The 14551-nt window shown below is 43.5% G+C and carries 12 protein-coding genes and 2 pseudogenes; all 14 read right to left on the bottom strand.

Features of this window, described 5'->3' with window-relative positions; all coding sequences use genetic code 11:
- Positions 1 to 99: 99 nt before the first annotated feature.
- Positions 100 to 996, bottom strand: a complete 897-nt coding sequence (aroE, locus tag RDQ32_RS08875) for a shikimate dehydrogenase (protein WP_308580089.1) — start codon at positions 994 to 996, stop codon at positions 100 to 102.
- A 123-nt stretch (positions 997 to 1119) separates the two neighbouring features.
- Entirely contained in the window at positions 1120 to 1836 is a 717-nt protein-coding gene (locus RDQ32_RS08870) for a YoaK family protein (protein WP_308580087.1), read from the bottom strand.
- Positions 1829 to 2578 carry a 23S rRNA (guanosine(2251)-2'-O)-methyltransferase RlmB gene (rlmB, locus tag RDQ32_RS08865; RefSeq protein ID WP_007156759.1) on the bottom strand — a complete coding sequence of 250 codons (750 nt, stop codon included), beginning with the start codon at positions 2576 to 2578 and terminating at the stop codon, positions 1829 to 1831. Before rlmB ends, RDQ32_RS08870 begins: the two co-directional genes overlap by 8 nt.
- Positions 2579 to 2760: 182 nt before the next feature.
- Positions 2761 to 3309 (bottom strand): ribonuclease III domain-containing protein, encoded by a 549-nt coding sequence (locus RDQ32_RS08860; protein WP_308580085.1) that lies wholly within the window; start codon positions 3307 to 3309, stop codon positions 2761 to 2763.
- Positions 3309 to 4715: a cysteine--tRNA ligase gene (gene cysS, locus RDQ32_RS08855; protein WP_308580083.1), complete on the bottom strand. Its 1407-nt coding sequence runs from the start codon at positions 4713 to 4715 to the stop codon at positions 3309 to 3311. Before cysS ends, RDQ32_RS08860 begins: the two co-directional genes overlap by 1 nt.
- 101 nt (positions 4716 to 4816) lie before the next feature.
- Positions 4817 to 4984: pseudogene (locus tag RDQ32_RS08850) on the bottom strand (DUF1016 N-terminal domain-containing protein); the annotation flags it as partial.
- Between the two features lie 152 nt (positions 4985 to 5136).
- A pseudogene (locus RDQ32_RS08845) lies at positions 5137 to 5874 on the bottom strand (nucleotidyl transferase AbiEii/AbiGii toxin family protein); the annotation flags it as partial.
- 5 nt (positions 5875 to 5879) lie between these two features.
- On the bottom strand, positions 5880 to 6473 hold the full coding sequence (locus RDQ32_RS08840) for a type IV toxin-antitoxin system AbiEi family antitoxin domain-containing protein (RefSeq protein ID WP_308580079.1): 594 nt from the start codon (positions 6471 to 6473) through the stop codon (positions 5880 to 5882).
- Positions 6474 to 6690: 217 nt separating this feature from the next.
- Positions 6691 to 8190, bottom strand: coding sequence for a trypsin-like peptidase domain-containing protein (locus tag RDQ32_RS08835; RefSeq protein ID WP_308580077.1), 1500 nt, complete (start codon positions 8188 to 8190; stop codon positions 6691 to 6693).
- Positions 8191 to 8381: 191 nt separating this feature from the next.
- Positions 8382 to 8855: a 2-C-methyl-D-erythritol 2,4-cyclodiphosphate synthase gene (ispF, locus tag RDQ32_RS08830; RefSeq protein WP_183684535.1), complete on the bottom strand. Its 474-nt coding sequence runs from the start codon at positions 8853 to 8855 to the stop codon at positions 8382 to 8384.
- A 116-nt stretch (positions 8856 to 8971) separates the two neighbouring features.
- Complete coding sequence (locus tag RDQ32_RS08825; RefSeq protein ID WP_308580076.1) at positions 8972 to 10042, bottom strand: diacylglycerol kinase family protein; 1071 nt, start codon at positions 10040 to 10042, stop codon at positions 8972 to 8974.
- A gap of 44 nt (positions 10043 to 10086) precedes the next feature.
- The gene (locus RDQ32_RS08820; protein WP_308580075.1) at positions 10087 to 11832 is read right to left on the bottom strand and encodes a S41 family peptidase; all 1746 of its coding nucleotides are present in this window, start codon (positions 11830 to 11832) and stop codon (positions 10087 to 10089) included.
- Between the two features lie 125 nt (positions 11833 to 11957).
- The gene (locus RDQ32_RS08815; RefSeq protein WP_007156767.1) at positions 11958 to 13046 is read right to left on the bottom strand and encodes a CdaR family transcriptional regulator; all 1089 of its coding nucleotides are present in this window, start codon (positions 13044 to 13046) and stop codon (positions 11958 to 11960) included.
- A 230-nt stretch (positions 13047 to 13276) separates the two neighbouring features.
- Complete coding sequence (locus tag RDQ32_RS08810) at positions 13277 to 14389, bottom strand: ABC transporter ATP-binding protein (protein WP_183684538.1); 1113 nt, start codon at positions 14387 to 14389, stop codon at positions 13277 to 13279.
- Positions 14390 to 14551 lie beyond the last annotated feature (162 nt).

The following is a 14551-nucleotide window of genomic DNA, read 5'->3' as shown; positions in this document are numbered from 1 at the left end:
AGCTTGAAGCTTAGTACCCTTACGAAGGCGAAGTTAGCGGGAGCGTGCCCCGTGTTCAGACCTATACTGTGGATACGCAAAAAACTTTATGTGTTATCTCTATCCTTCTCTTTCTTTGACCTTTGATTCCAAAAGGGTATAGACCTCCGCTTCCGGAAAGTCTTTTCCGGTCCATAGCCGGAAGGACTCCGCCCCTTGATAAAAGAGCATGGGTAAGCCGTTCATATAAGATAATCCCTGTTCCTTTGCCTGCTGTAAAAGCTTCGTTTCCAAGGGATGGTAAATGCAGTCTGCTACAAATAGTCCCTTATGAAGCCAGCGACTATCCTCTACCAGGGAACGGACCTCTTTCATCCCTACGGAACTGGCATTCACCAGGATATCACTGCTCCCGCAGACTTCTTCCAAATCCCTTTCCAGACTTTTTAAAGAAATCTTTCTTCCGGATTCCTTTTCGCATCGTTCTACAAAGTCTTCGTACTTTCCCTTACTTGCTTCTCGAACCAATACTTCTATTTCCGAAAGCTCTGTTCCGATGCCATAGCTAAGGATGGCCTTTCCGGCACCTCCTAATCCTAAAAGACTGAGCTTCTTTCCTTTTAGAGCAAGTCCCTTTGCTTCCAAGCCCCTAAAGAAGCCTTTACCATCGGTACTGTGTCCCTCAATCTCTCCATTATCCCGGAAGACCATAGTATTTACCGAATGGGCAAGTCTTGCTTCCTTGGAAATGCTGTCACAAAGGGGAATCACCGCCTCCTTTAAGGGCATGGTGAGGTTACAGCCTTGCAGCTTCATTTTCCGAAAAACGGGTAATGCGCCCGGTAAATCCTCCTTTTGTAAATCAAAGGCAAGATAGCGGGCATTGATTCCCAACAAACGGAAGGCTTCGTTATGCATGGCAGGAGAAAGGCTATGCTCCACCGGACTGCCCAAAAGGCCGAAAAGTCCGGTTCTTCCGTCAATTTCCCAACAATTTTCTTCTCTACAAGCGCTCATTGGCCCTACTTTCTTTTCCTTCCTCTTCATTCTATCTTTTTGGTTCTTCGTTTATCTTCTTTTATCTCGTTTTATATCTTGCTTTATCTTCTTTGTTCGTCCTTTAGCTTTTTAGCTCTTCTTTTATCTGCCTTGTTCTTCCTTTAGCTTTTTTGCTCTCTCTTCATAGCTTTTATTGTCTAAATGTAGTTTGCCCCAGAGAAAGAGATGCAATATCGTCATTCCAAAAATGCAGTAAAGTCCGAAAACCTTTGACAAAAGCACCGCCGCCAAAACACCGGAAGCGAAGGCAAGAATCATCAGGCCGTGTCTCTTCGCAAGGCGTGCGGATTCTTCATTTTTGAAAAACAAGGCTTGGGTAAGATGACTTCCCATTTGCCGGATATGGTTGGTGCAGAAGGTGGTGGCCATGGGAATTCCCTCCGCTTTTCGGAAAATATTGAACTGCATGGCACAGATAAAGCTTAAGCTTAATTGACATAACTGATCCGGCCAACTCGCCGGCATCAGCCCCACAAGGAAGCAAACCAGCGACTCAAAAAGGAGAATTTTCTCTTCAAAATCTCTCTTCTTTAGATTTTTATGGTTTTGCCCAATATACTCCGATAAAATCACGCCTACCATATAGGCGGTAAAGGGAGCCAAAGAATACAGGGCTCTCCCCCATTTTCCCTTTCCCAAAGAAAGCATCATGATGACAAGATTGGCCGTCTGGGCATTGGCAAATACCTGTCCTCTAAGACTGTAAGTGTATCCACCATAAAAGCCCCCCGAAAATATCAGGAGGGCAAAAAACCAAAGCTTTTCATGAATTTTCCAGGTTGCCTTAACTTTATCCATTTTGCAACAGCCTCTGTCTTACAATTTCATAAGCCAAAACACCGCAGGCCACGGAAGCATTGAGGGAATCCAGCTCTCCTTTCATGGGAATGGAGGCCTGCATATCGCAAGTTTCCTTTACCAGACGAGAAACCCCTTCCCCTTCATTTCCCAGTACCAACCCAATTGAACCGGTCAGGTTCAGCTTATACATGCTTTCCCCACGCATATCGCCGCAGACAAACCACATCCCTTCCTTCTTCAGCTCTTCCATGGTCTGCACCAGATTGGTCACCTTACAAACCTTGGTATAATTCAGGGCTCCGGCGCTAGTTCTGGCTACGGTTGCGGTTAGGCCTACCGCTCTTCTTTTCGGAATAATCACCCCATGGGCTCCCGCAAGATTTGCGGTACGAATCATCGCCCCCAGATTATGGGGATCCTCGATTCCATCCAACAGAAAGAAAAAAGGCGCTTCGCCCTTATCCTTCGCCACCTGTAATAACTCCTCCAAGGGCGCATATTCATAGGCGGAAAGATAGGCAATAACACCCTGGTGCGTTTCTCCGGAGGACATCTCATCCAAACGGGATTTCTTCACAAAGTCAATCACCAAATCCTGCTTCTTCGCCTCTCGAAGAATGCTTAAAATAGGGCCGTCCTTTAAACCATCCTGAATAAACAGGCGGTCAATGGTCTTTCCGGCACGAAAGGCCTCCAGCACCGGGTTTCTGCCGATTAGGGTATATCCCTCTTCTCTCATCCTCTTCCTCTTTCCTACTACTTCCTATTTCTATGCTCTGACACTTTATAAGTACTTTTCTATATAGCTTTCTTATATGGCTTTCTATATGGCTTTCTTTATAGCTTTCTCTATAGCTTTCTTTATAGCTTTACTTATAGCTTTCTTTATAGCTTTACTTATAGCTTTCTTTATAGCTTTACTTATTCCTTAGCTTCATTCTCTGCCAGTAAATGCTCCAAGCCCTTCTCCACCAGACTAATCAATCTGGAAATCTTTCCCGCATAATAAAGATAGCCTAAAAATGCCTCAAATCCGGTGGCTCTCCGATAATCCATAATGCTGGAGTTTTTGGAGTGGCTTTGGGACTTATGGTTTCTGGCTCTTCGATAAACGGAAAGCTCCTCTTCTGTTAAGAGCTTTTCTTCTATTAAATATCCCATCAAATCCGACTGGGCCTTAGCACAAACCAGCTTGGTCTTTCTGCTGTTCACTCGATTCAGATTCTCCTGATATCTTCTGCAAAGGTAATCTCGCACCCGAAAATCATAGATGGAGTCCCCCACGTAGGCTAAAGCCAAAGGGGATAAGTTCGGAGCTTCATCGTTAATAACTTGTTGCTCGATGGATAATGTATTCTGCAAAAGTTCCGCTGTCATAGCACATTCTATCCCTGAAGAGCCTTGCTCCTTAACGCTTCGACTCTCCATTTCGCTCTGCTGAAAGCTTAGATTCTCTAAACTTTCTGCCATTAAATCTTCTGCCATTCCACACCGTTTCTTGTATCCTTCAATTGAATACCCATAGCCAAAAGCTCGTCACGGATCTGATCCGCTTTGGCAAAATCCTTGTTCTTTCTGGCATCCTGTCTTTGCTGAATCAAAGCTTCCACCTTGGCACCAAGCTCTTCTTCCTTCTTCTCGGTACGAATTCCAAGAACTGCCATTAAGGTTTCCAGCTTCTGTAACAAAGCTTCCCCGTAGGCCTTGGAGGAATGCTCCTCTACAGTGGCATTGGCAAGACGTACCAGCTCAAAAATCTGTGTAATCGCATCCGCTGTATTTAAGTCGTCTTCCATCTTCTCGGAAAAGATAGCTTCATAGCCTTCTGCGGTTTTCACATTTTCCTCTTCTTCCTTGGAAAATGCCTTCTCCTCCAAACGAGGAATCAAATCCTGCAAACGCCAAATCGCGGTGAGAATTCTTCCCAAAGAAGTCTTGGCAGCTTCCATTAAGTCCTTGGAGAAATTCAGCGGACTACGATAATGGGCGGAAAGCATATAGAAACGAAGCACCATGGGGTCAAACTGGGATGTAACATCTCTTACCGTAAAGAAATTTCCCAGAGACTTGGACATCTTCTTATTGTCAATGTTGATAAAAGCATTGTGCATCCAGTAACGGGCAAATTGCTCGCCGTGAGCCGCCTCATACTGGGCAATTTCATTTTCATGATGAGGGAAAACAAGATCCTCACCGCCGGCATGGATATCCAAAGCACCCCCGCAATATTTCGGCGCCATTACGCAGCATTCGGTATGCCAGCCCGGACGTCCTTCGCTCCATGGAGAATTCCAGTAAGGCTCTCCCATCTTCTTAGGCTTCCAAAGCACGAAGTCTGTAGGACTCTTCTTCTCCTCCTCTCCGGAAACCTTCAGCTCACGAAGGCCGGAACGAAGATCTTCCATATTCTTATGAGACAGCTTTCCATAGGAAGGGAATGCGGTGGTGTCATAGTACACCGTACCCTCCACCGGATAAGCAAAGCCCTTCTTTACCAGCACATCAATGAGATTCACCATTCCCTGAATTTCTTCCGTGGCCTTGGGATGGGCGGTAGCCTCCATAATATTCAGATCCGACATATCCTTTTCCACTTCGGAAATATAGCGCTCCGTGATGGAAGAGCAATCTGTACCTTCATCCATGGCAGTCTTAATAATCTTGTCGTCCACATCCGTATAGTTGGAGACATAGCAAACCTTATAGCCCTTATATTCCATAAAACGGCGGAAAGTGTCGAACACAATCATAGGACGGGCATTTCCGATATGAATTAAATTATAAACCGTGGGGCCGCAGACATACATCCGAATCTTCCCCTCTTCAATGGGGACAAACTCTTCTTTTTGCTTCGACATGGTATTATAAATTTTCATAGCTTTGCTTCCTTTCTACGAAGACAATCTTCTCATAAATGAGGACAAATATGGTTTTAGTGTATAGTTTTTCCCACAGTTCGTCAAGAAATGCAGGGAAATAATTGACGTTTTAGTTCTCTTACAGACCAACTAGCATTCTCTGTTTCTTTCTCATTAAAACTACGCTTGTCATTATCTTCTATAGACAAAAGTTCTAAATGATGTGACCAAGTTAATTTTCCAGACAGCGTCTGGAAAATTGGATATGTCAAATATCATCTTTGAACTTCACTTCTACCCAAGCTTGATGTTCACAATCCCAGTTCTTTGTATAAAGCGTATTTTCCAATATACATTGATAGATTGGCTCCAAATAATAAATCAACCGTTGAATTACTTCTTCAAAGCTTAGATTTATTTTTCTAGCAGGCTCAAAAGCTCTCCACTGTTTTAGCAGAAAGGCATTATCTTTAAAAGTAGAAATATCGTCGAACGCGTCTTGAGTCAATTCTCTTTCTCTCTGAATTAATGTCTTACTTATAGCTTCAGTAAGTATCGTCCCCTGAAAATCAAATATGCCGGATAAATAGTAAATATCATAAAAGTCTTTCATCCGACTTGTTCCGGACATTCTCTGCAGTATTGCATCAAATTTTTCTGCAATGGTACTTTCTAAGGAATATGTATAAACCAGCGGAGACTCAAACTCCGGTAGTCTGGTCACTATATGTCTTTGTATTGGATTTGGAATTATAATGTCATCAATTCCTATATCTATCGAAAAAGGAATGCGAACTCGTTCAATTTTCCCTATAAAATTCGTCTTTATTCCCGGATATTTTTTCTCCACCGAAATTGGTTCTGTACCTATAACATCTAATGTAATATAACTATTACCTGTAACAACATTACAAATATCTCTCATACTTTGTTCTATATTTGTCAAGCTTCCGTGAAGATTCCGTAGTAAAAAATCAATATCTCTTGTTGGTCTGGAATCAAACTCTGTTAATGTATAGATAAACATTCCGCCTTTTAGAATAAGATGATTAACATAGGTAGAACGTGACAGCCTTCTTAAAAATTCTTCTTGTGCAAAAAGTTGAAGAATCAATTGAAATGGAATTTTCTCTTGTTTTGACTGGTTCTTAAGTCTTGTCAGAATAGAAGCCGCCATATTTTTCACAGCCATATCCCCAGTACCTCCTTAATCTTTTTCTCAACTCGTAGAAGTTTCGCATATTTCATTAACCTAGCCTCATTTTTTTGAGATTCCGAAACATACCGATGAATAGCTGTATTGAAAATTTCTGCATCCAACTTATTACGGTGAAACAATACATCGCAAATTGTTCGCTCTCTATCATATATTTGCATAATTGTTCCGTCTATCTCTACTTCAGCTATTCCAAGATTATATCGATTCGTTCTAATAAAATGTGGTTTAACTATGGGATAATCTATATAAAATCTTGTTCGACTGCTCTTACTGTCCACCGCCAAATGCCAAGCAGAAGGCGTTTTTTCTGTATATCCATAATAGTCTAATGCCGATTCCATGCACAGGACGCCATCGGGAAATAACGCTTTTAAAATAGGAATCTCTGAAAAGCTGCTTTCTTGTATGTATTGATAATAGCCTCTTCTAATTTGCTCTATCTTATCTTGCTCCAAAAGATTTTGAATTCTTTTGTAATAAATTCCTGCTTCTCTAAGTTCCGAAGTCTTCATTACCCCACCATATTGTCCGAATAATTCTTTCAATTCCTCGCTCATTGATATATCCTCATATTGTTTTTTTGTACAATTTATTATGTACAGTTGTATAGTTTAGTAATTAAAGTATATCTCTCTAAATAGGAAAGTCAAGAAAAAAGGGGCTGTAAAAATCAAAATAGATTTTTACAGTCCCTTTACAATTAATTTCTAACTGTCCTTCGATATGTAATTTTCTTCCGATTATCCGGAAAGCTTATCCCTTATCTACTAAACTTTATCTCTTGTACTCGTTGAAGAAATCCTGGAATTGCTTATAGAAATCCTCTTCTTCCTTGGATCTTCTCTGCTTTCCCTTTGAGTTACCCTCTTGTTCCTTGGATGGTGCAGAGCTTTCCCCATTGTCCCCGGAATTTCCTTCCGGTGCATTGCCCTGCGGAGCCTCTCCCTGAGAATTACCGCCTTGCTGTTGCTCTCCGGAGGATGCTGAGCCGTTAGATGTTCCGTAATCTGTTGCGTTGGCTTTTCCAAGGGTAACGTGTACCTGCACTTCGTTGTACTTACCGCTGCCATCCTGACGCATTACGGTTAAAGTAACATCTTCTCCGATACGGTACTTGGACAGAAGAGACTTCAAATCTGCGGTAGTGGCAATGCCCTGTCCGTCCAGCTTGGTAATAATATCTCTTTCCTGGAGCTCACTGTTCTGTGCTCCGGTGTCCTCTAGGATCTTAAAGATATATACGCCCTTAGGCATTGCAAAGCTTTCTGCAGTCTGAGCATCGATATTCTTCACCTGTACGCCCAGCACGCCCTGTTCCTCCTTGGGAACGTCCTCTCTGGTGGCCAGAGTGGAAAGGGATTTCAAAATGCTCTCTGCCTTGGAGGATGGAATGGAATAGCCCATACCCTCTACATCCGTGTCGGAGTACTTGGCCACATTGATACCGATTAATTCGCCCTGCATATTCAGAAGGGCTCCGCCGGAGTTACCGGGGTTGATAGCCGCATCCGTCTGTAATAATCCCTCTGCGGTTCCGTCTTCCGTCTCCACATCTCTATCCTTTGCGGAAATGATTCCCTTGGTTACGGATTGACCATAGCCTAAAGCATTTCCGATGGCTACTACCTGGTCTCCCACCTCCATAGCATCGGAGGAGCCGATTTCAATCACTTTAATCTTATCTCTGGTTTCCTGAGATAAGTCTGAAAGCTTCACGGAAACAAGGGCTAAATCCACCGTGGCGTCGGTTCCCTTCACCTGAGCCTTGGCGGTACTGTCGTCAATGAAGCTTACGGTTAAGGAATTGGAGTCCTGAATCACGTGATTATTGGTGGCAATCAAAAGTTCCGTTTCATTCTTTCCAACGATGACACCGGAACCGCTGGCAGGATACTCGGTTTCTCTCTGGATATCGCCGAAGATGGAAAAACCGTTTTCCTGATAACGCATCATATTGGTAATAGCTACAACGGAAGGCATAGCCTCCTTAGCCACCTGACTGACAGAGCCGGAATCCGCCTGCACCACCGTCTTTTCCTTCTCTACATCGGAAGCGCTGGTCTTTTTCTCCTGCTTTTCTTTCTGCTTTTCTTCCTTGGATTCCTGAGTACTGTCTTGCTTCGAATTCGCCTCATTATCCTGAGAAAGCTCTCCTTCCGCCAGAATATGATAAATCCCATTGGATTGAGCAAGGTAATTGATGCCCACCATACAAGTTCCGGCAATCACTCCGAAAAGCAAAGCCGAAAAGACTATCCCAATAAAACGTTTCATCTCTTCTCCCCCTTAAAATATTTTTCCGTTAATAATATTGCAGAAAAACACTGTCTTCCATCTACTGAAGCATTATCTTATATAAAAAATATCTCTTTATTTTAAAGAGATATTGTGTTCAATTTGTGACAATGCATAAAACTTCCGAAGAACTTTTCTTTTCCGAGACTCCCCTTCATTTTACCATAGTGTTAACGGTTTTCCAAAAGCACAATGGCCTTCGCCGCAATCCCCTCGCCCCTTCCGGTAAAGCCCAAGCCTTCCTCTGTTGTGGCTTTCACGGAAATCTGTCCTCTTTCACAATGAAGCGCCCTGGCGATGCATTCTTCCATCTCCGGAATATAATTCTTGATTTTCGGTCTTTCCAGTAGGATACAAATGTCTGCATTTCCCAGAGTATAGCCCTTCTCCTGTACCAAAGCATAGGCCTTTTCCAAAAGCAGGACGGAAGAAATTCCCTTATAGCGTTCCTCCGTATCCGGAAAATGTCTTCCGATATCTCCAAGAGCTGCTGCCCCCAGGATGGCATCGGTTAAAGCGTGCAGCACCACATCCGCGTCGGAATGTCCCAAAAGTCCCTTTTCATAAGGAATCTTTACCCCGGCAAGAATCAAGTCTCTTCCTTCCACCAGCCTATGTACGTCATACCCCAACCCAACTCTCATTTTCCCATTCCTTTCTCTAAGACCTTTTCATTTCTGCTTAAGCTTTTTATCTCTGCTAAACCCTTTCCAGAAACCTCAAGAAACAGTCTTTTATGTCTATCTTCTTCCCATCTGTTTTAAATTTGCAGCCGCAATCTTCCGGGCATACAGGAAATGAAAAGATCCTTTTGTTTTCCCAAAGATTCTCCATCCACATGGAAGGCCACTTCCTGTTCCAAATGAATTTCCATCTTCTTAAACCGGTAGCAATGCACTCCGGGAAGGCTTTTATGCTTTCCGAAAAGTGCCGCAAACATAATGTAAAGCAATCGAAGCTTTTTCTTGGTGCTGACCAAACATAAATCCAGAACACCGTCTTCTCCGGAAGCTCCGCATCCCAAAGCATAGCCGGATTCATAAGGGTGGTTATGAATGGACAAAAAGAGGATATGCTGGAATTCCACCCGTTCTTCTCCATCCAGGAGAATACTTCCTTTGATTTTCTTTGCCCGTTTTAATTCTTTCACAAAAGCATAAAAATAAGAAAGAGCCTTGGAACGAATCCGCTGTTTTTCTTTGGGGCAAATGCTGCAACCCATACTGAGCAGCTCCTGTAGAACAGCTGCCTCAAAGCCCAGTCCCACACTGACCACAAAACGTCTGTGTCCTCTTTCTCCCTCTACAATGCCGTAATCTACTTTTCGCTCTTCCTTGGCAAAAAGGGCCGAAAGACTTTCCGGAATCTTATAACCCTTTTGCAGCGCTCTGGCAAAGTCGTTGTCCCTATGTACCGGCAAAAAGGAAATCGGAAAGGAATTGTTATCCAGCATAGCCCCGTCAATTACTTCATTTAAGGTGCCTGTTCCGCCGATGACACAAATCCTATCCTCTTCATATATGGCTTTTGCTTTTCTTTTACTTTCTCCGGAATAATCTCTATGAATCTCTTGTTGGGTTTCTTTAGGATTTTCTCCAGTGATTTCTCTATGATTTTCTTTATTGATCTCTCCGATGATTTCTCTATGATTTTCTTTATTGATCTCTCTGGTGATTTCTCTGGCAAAGAGTCTGGCATCTCCCTGTTTTTCCGTAAAGAAAACGGAAAAGCCTTCTTCTCCCAACAAAGACTTTCCCTCTTCCTTCATTTTCTCCCAAAGTCGTAACCCCATTCCCTGTCCCGCTCGGGGATTAACGATAAAAAATACCATGCCTCACCATCCATTACTGTTCATCTTCTGATGAACTGAGTATATCATGGGCTGTTTTTATCGTGTATAAAATTAATATAAAGACTCTCTGCTGCTTTTCTTAATTGCAGGTCTTTTGTTCTGTCCCGAAGATAAGTGAATTGATCCGCCTCCGGCATTTCCACCGTAAGATCCGGTGTAATTCCCTTCTTGTGGATGTTTCGTCCTGCCGGCGTAAAGTAGTAATGGGTGGTAAACTCCACCGCAGATCCGTCCGGGAAGCTTCGTACCGTCTGCACAATGCCCTTGCCGTAAGACTGGGTTCCGAAAACCCAGGCTCTGTCATAATCCTGCATGGTTCCTGCAAAAAGCTCCGAAGCGGAGGCGGAGTTTTGGTTCATTAAAATGATGATGGGCAGGTCCACTTCATGTCCATCCTTGGCATACCAGTCCTTTCCCTTTCCCCACTTATCTTCCGTATAAAGAAGAAGGGTCTTATCCTTTTCAAATTGGCGATTGGGGTTGGGAGTGACTTCCAAGACGGAGGAGGAAGCACTTTCGCCACGATTTTCCATCTGTACAGTTTTGTTATCGCTGTCCTTTCTCTTCGGCTTCTGCAAATGATCCGGCAGAAAGTAATCCAGCAGTTTGGTTGCCGCTTCCACGTCACCCCCCGGATTTCCTCGTAAATCGATAATCAAAGCCTTCTTCTTTCCGTCAATATCGGATTCATACTGGGAAATGAAGGAATCCACCGCCTCCATATAGAATCCCCTTAAGGAAAGGTAACCGATATCTCCAGGCTTTAGCCTGGCTAAGACATCCCTATTTACATCAGGCTGCTGTTCTTCACTCTTCTGTGGGTCTGTTTCATTTTGCTTTTCAGCTCCGCTCTGAAGCTTCAACATCTCTGCCACATCTCCAACTTCAGAGCCGGGAATGACCACCTCTCCTCTGGTAATCCGCAGAGTGACTTCCTCACCGTTTCGATTCACCACCATTTCCAAAGAGCTTCCCGCCAAACCCTGAATCAGATTCTCCACAATATAGTTTAGGCTAAGGCTTTCCACGGAAATGCCGTCCACCTTCAGTACAACATCTCCCGCCAAAAGACCTCCCTTTTCCGCAGGAGATCCGGGATAAACATACTCTACCAAGGGGCCGCCTTCCTTTTCGGATACCGCCGCACCGATTCCTTTGTATATTCCCTTTTGACGATTTCTGGTCTTCTCTATCTCTTCCTTTGTATAGTAAGCAGCATAGGGATCCTCTTGCAGAAGGCTTGTCAAAAAGCCCTTGTAAATCATCTCCTCCGCATCTTTTCCATTTTCCTGATAAAGGTAGCTGTCCGTCAGCAAATCCTGAATCTTCCTAAGCTTCTCCGTAACTCTTGGAAGGTTAATAGACTCCAAGTTCTCCAGATTGGAGTCGGAAAGGGTGGAAGAACTGGCCGCTCCATTATGAATGGCCTGATTTTCTTGTCTTTTCGGAAATCCGAAGAAATAAAAATAGCACAAAAGCGCACCAAGAACAAAGGAAAGGGTAAAGCAAAGGAAGAAAAATACCACTCCCTTCCAAATCCCTTTTTTATTCTGTTCCGGCCCGGCTTTCTGCGCTTCCTCCGTCTCCATCCCCGATGTCTCTATCCGCGCTTCCTCCGTCTCCGGCCCCGATGTCTCTGTCCGCGCTTCCTCCGTCTCCGGTCCCGATGTCTCTGTCCGCACTTCTTCCGGTCCCAACCCCGATGCTACTTTCTCAGGTTCCTGCCTTGATTCCTCTTCCCTCAAATGCTTCTCCTCATTTGCGTCCATCTATTTCTCCTAACTGCCCTTTCACTCTATTTCAGAAACGAGATATCGCACACTACGCGTGCGATACTCGTTAAGAATAAACGCCAAAAGCTATTCAGCTCTTGGCGTTCTTGGGAAAATCTGCTTTAAAAATCAAGAGTTTCCATATACTTCATATATTTTACAACCATGAGGGCAATCTTGAAGGTAATGGCGTCATCAAAGACCCTTAAATCCAGTCCTGTGGAACGATCCAGCTTATCCAATCGATACACTAAGGTATTTCTATGGATATACAACTGTCTGGAAGTCTCGGATACATTCAGATTGTTCTCGAAGAACTTGTTAATGGTGGACAGAGTTTCCTCATCGAAATCATCCGGGGAAACGTCCGTAAAGATTTCCTTAATAAACATCTTACAAAGAGGAATCGGCAACTGATAAATCAAACGACCGATACCAAGGGCATTGTAAGCAATAATCTCCTTGTCCACAAAGAAAATCTTTCCTACCTCCAGAGCCATCTTAGCTTCCTTATAGGAACGGGAAACTTCCTTAATCTCGTTCACAATGGTACCGTAGGAAATCTTTGCTGAAAGCATAAGCTCGGAAGACAGCATATCCATCATGCTCTCCGCAACCTTCTGCACCTGCTTATAATCATCCTCCGGAGCAAGCTCCTTCACCACGATAATGTTCTTCTCATCTACCGCAGTCACAAAATCCTTGGGCTCGGAAGAGAAGAAGCTCTTTAAAGCCTCCTGCGCGGAACCGTCCAGGTTATCCTTGGCCTCTACCATATACACTACACGACGAACGCCCACTTCGATATGAAGCTTCTTCGCCCGGTTATAAATATCTACCAGAAGCAAGTTGTCTAAAAGAAGGTTCTTAATAAAATTGTCCTTATCGAACTTCTCACGGTATGCCACTAAAAGAGTCTGAATCTGTAATACGGCAAGCTTTCCTACCATATATACATCATCCGTATCTCCATGGGCAATCAGAACATATTCCAGCTGGTGCTCATCGAAAATCTTAAAAAACTGGAAGCCTCCTGCTGCCTGAGAATCCGCCTGAGAGGCCGCAAAAGAGACGACCATCTCGGATACATCCCTATCCTCTTGGAAAGTTGTGGCTAATACTTTTCCGTCAATGTCTGCAATGGCAATATCCAGTCTGGCGATTCCCTTTAAGGAATCAATTGTACTTTGCAAAACCTGATTTGAAATCATCTCTACTCCATTCTTTCATGAACTACACCGGGGGGAAGAATGCAGCCTTTCCAATCACGTCTCAACCTTATCTCTTCTCCCAACCTTATCGTTTTTCCCCATTACTATAATCAGTTTATTTCCAATTTTCAAGCATTTTAAAAAAAGACAGGGAAAGAAAAGTTCTTTTCCTGTCTTTTTTACCAGTTTTTCAAAAAACTTTTATTGCTTTTCTACAAAGCCAAATTCTCTTAGTTGGTAATCGTCTGCTCTGTTTCCTTATCGAAAATATGAATCTTGTTCTCATCCAAAGCAAAGCGAACGGTATCTCCTGTTCTTGCCTTGGTCTTGGGATTCACTCTTGCGGTCCAGGAAGCATCTCCGATATCGAAGTAGAGTAAGGTCTCCGCTCCGAGCATCTCGTATACACGAATTTCTGCGGAAATCACGGACTGTCCATGCTGAGAAAGATACTCTTCCTCGTCATGTAAGTCTTCAGGACGAATTCCTAATGTGACAGTCTTTCCGATATAGCCCTTATCCTTTAAAGCAGCTGCTTTCTTTTCATTTAAGGTGATGGTGTTTCCTGCAAAGCTTAACTTTACAGCGCCGCCCTCTTCTGTGCACTCCGCATCAATCATATTCATCTGGGGAGATCCGATAAATCCTGCTACGAACTTGTTGCAGGGGGTATCGTAAAGGTTCTCCGGAGTATCTACCTGCTGAATATAACCGTCCTTCAAAACTACGATTCTGGTTCCCAGTGTCATAGCCTCGGTCTGGTCATGGGTTACATAGATGATGGTAGTCTCTAAGGACTTGTGGAGCTTTGCAATCTCTACACGCATCTGTGCCCTTAACTTTGCATCCAGGTTGGAAAGAGGTTCATCCATCAGGAATACCTTCGGACGACGAACGATGGCACGTCCCATAGCCACACGCTGTCTCTGTCCTCCGGAAAGAGCCTTAGGCTTTCTGTCCAGCAAGTGCTCAAGATCCAAAATTCTTGCAGCTTCATGCACCTTCTTATCGATTTCATCCTTTGGTACTTTTCTAAGCTTCAGTCCGAAGGCCATGTTATCGTATACAGTCATATGAGGATATAATGCATAGTTCTGGAAAACCATGGCAATGTCTCTATCCTTCGGTTCTACATCATTCATTCTCTTTCCGTCGATAAAAAGGTCTCCGGAGCTGATGTCTTCCAGTCCTGCCACCATACGAAGGGTAGTGGACTTACCGCATCCTGAAGGTCCTACGAAAATGATAAATTCCTTATCTTCAATCTCTAAATTAAAATCTTTTACTGCCACAAATCCGTTGGGGTATTTCTTTACCACATTTTTGAGCTGCACACTTGCCATGCTGTTTCTCCTTCTATAAATATGATTTATGCTTTCTTTTCAGCAGAAAACCGGTATCTGAATTCCAGGATTTTCGCATACTTATGCTAATAGTATTCTATCTACTTTCCCTCTTTCTGGCTATAGACTAAGTTTCCGAAAAAATGCTCCTAATTTTGTACA

The sequence above is a fragment of the uncultured Oribacterium sp. genome (assembly GCF_902481605.1).
GTDB classification, from domain to species: Bacteria; Bacillota; Clostridia; order Lachnospirales; family Lachnospiraceae; genus Oribacterium; species Oribacterium sinus.
The sequence above is the reverse complement of the archived record's forward strand: the minus strand, read 5'-3'. Positions and strand labels throughout refer to the sequence as shown.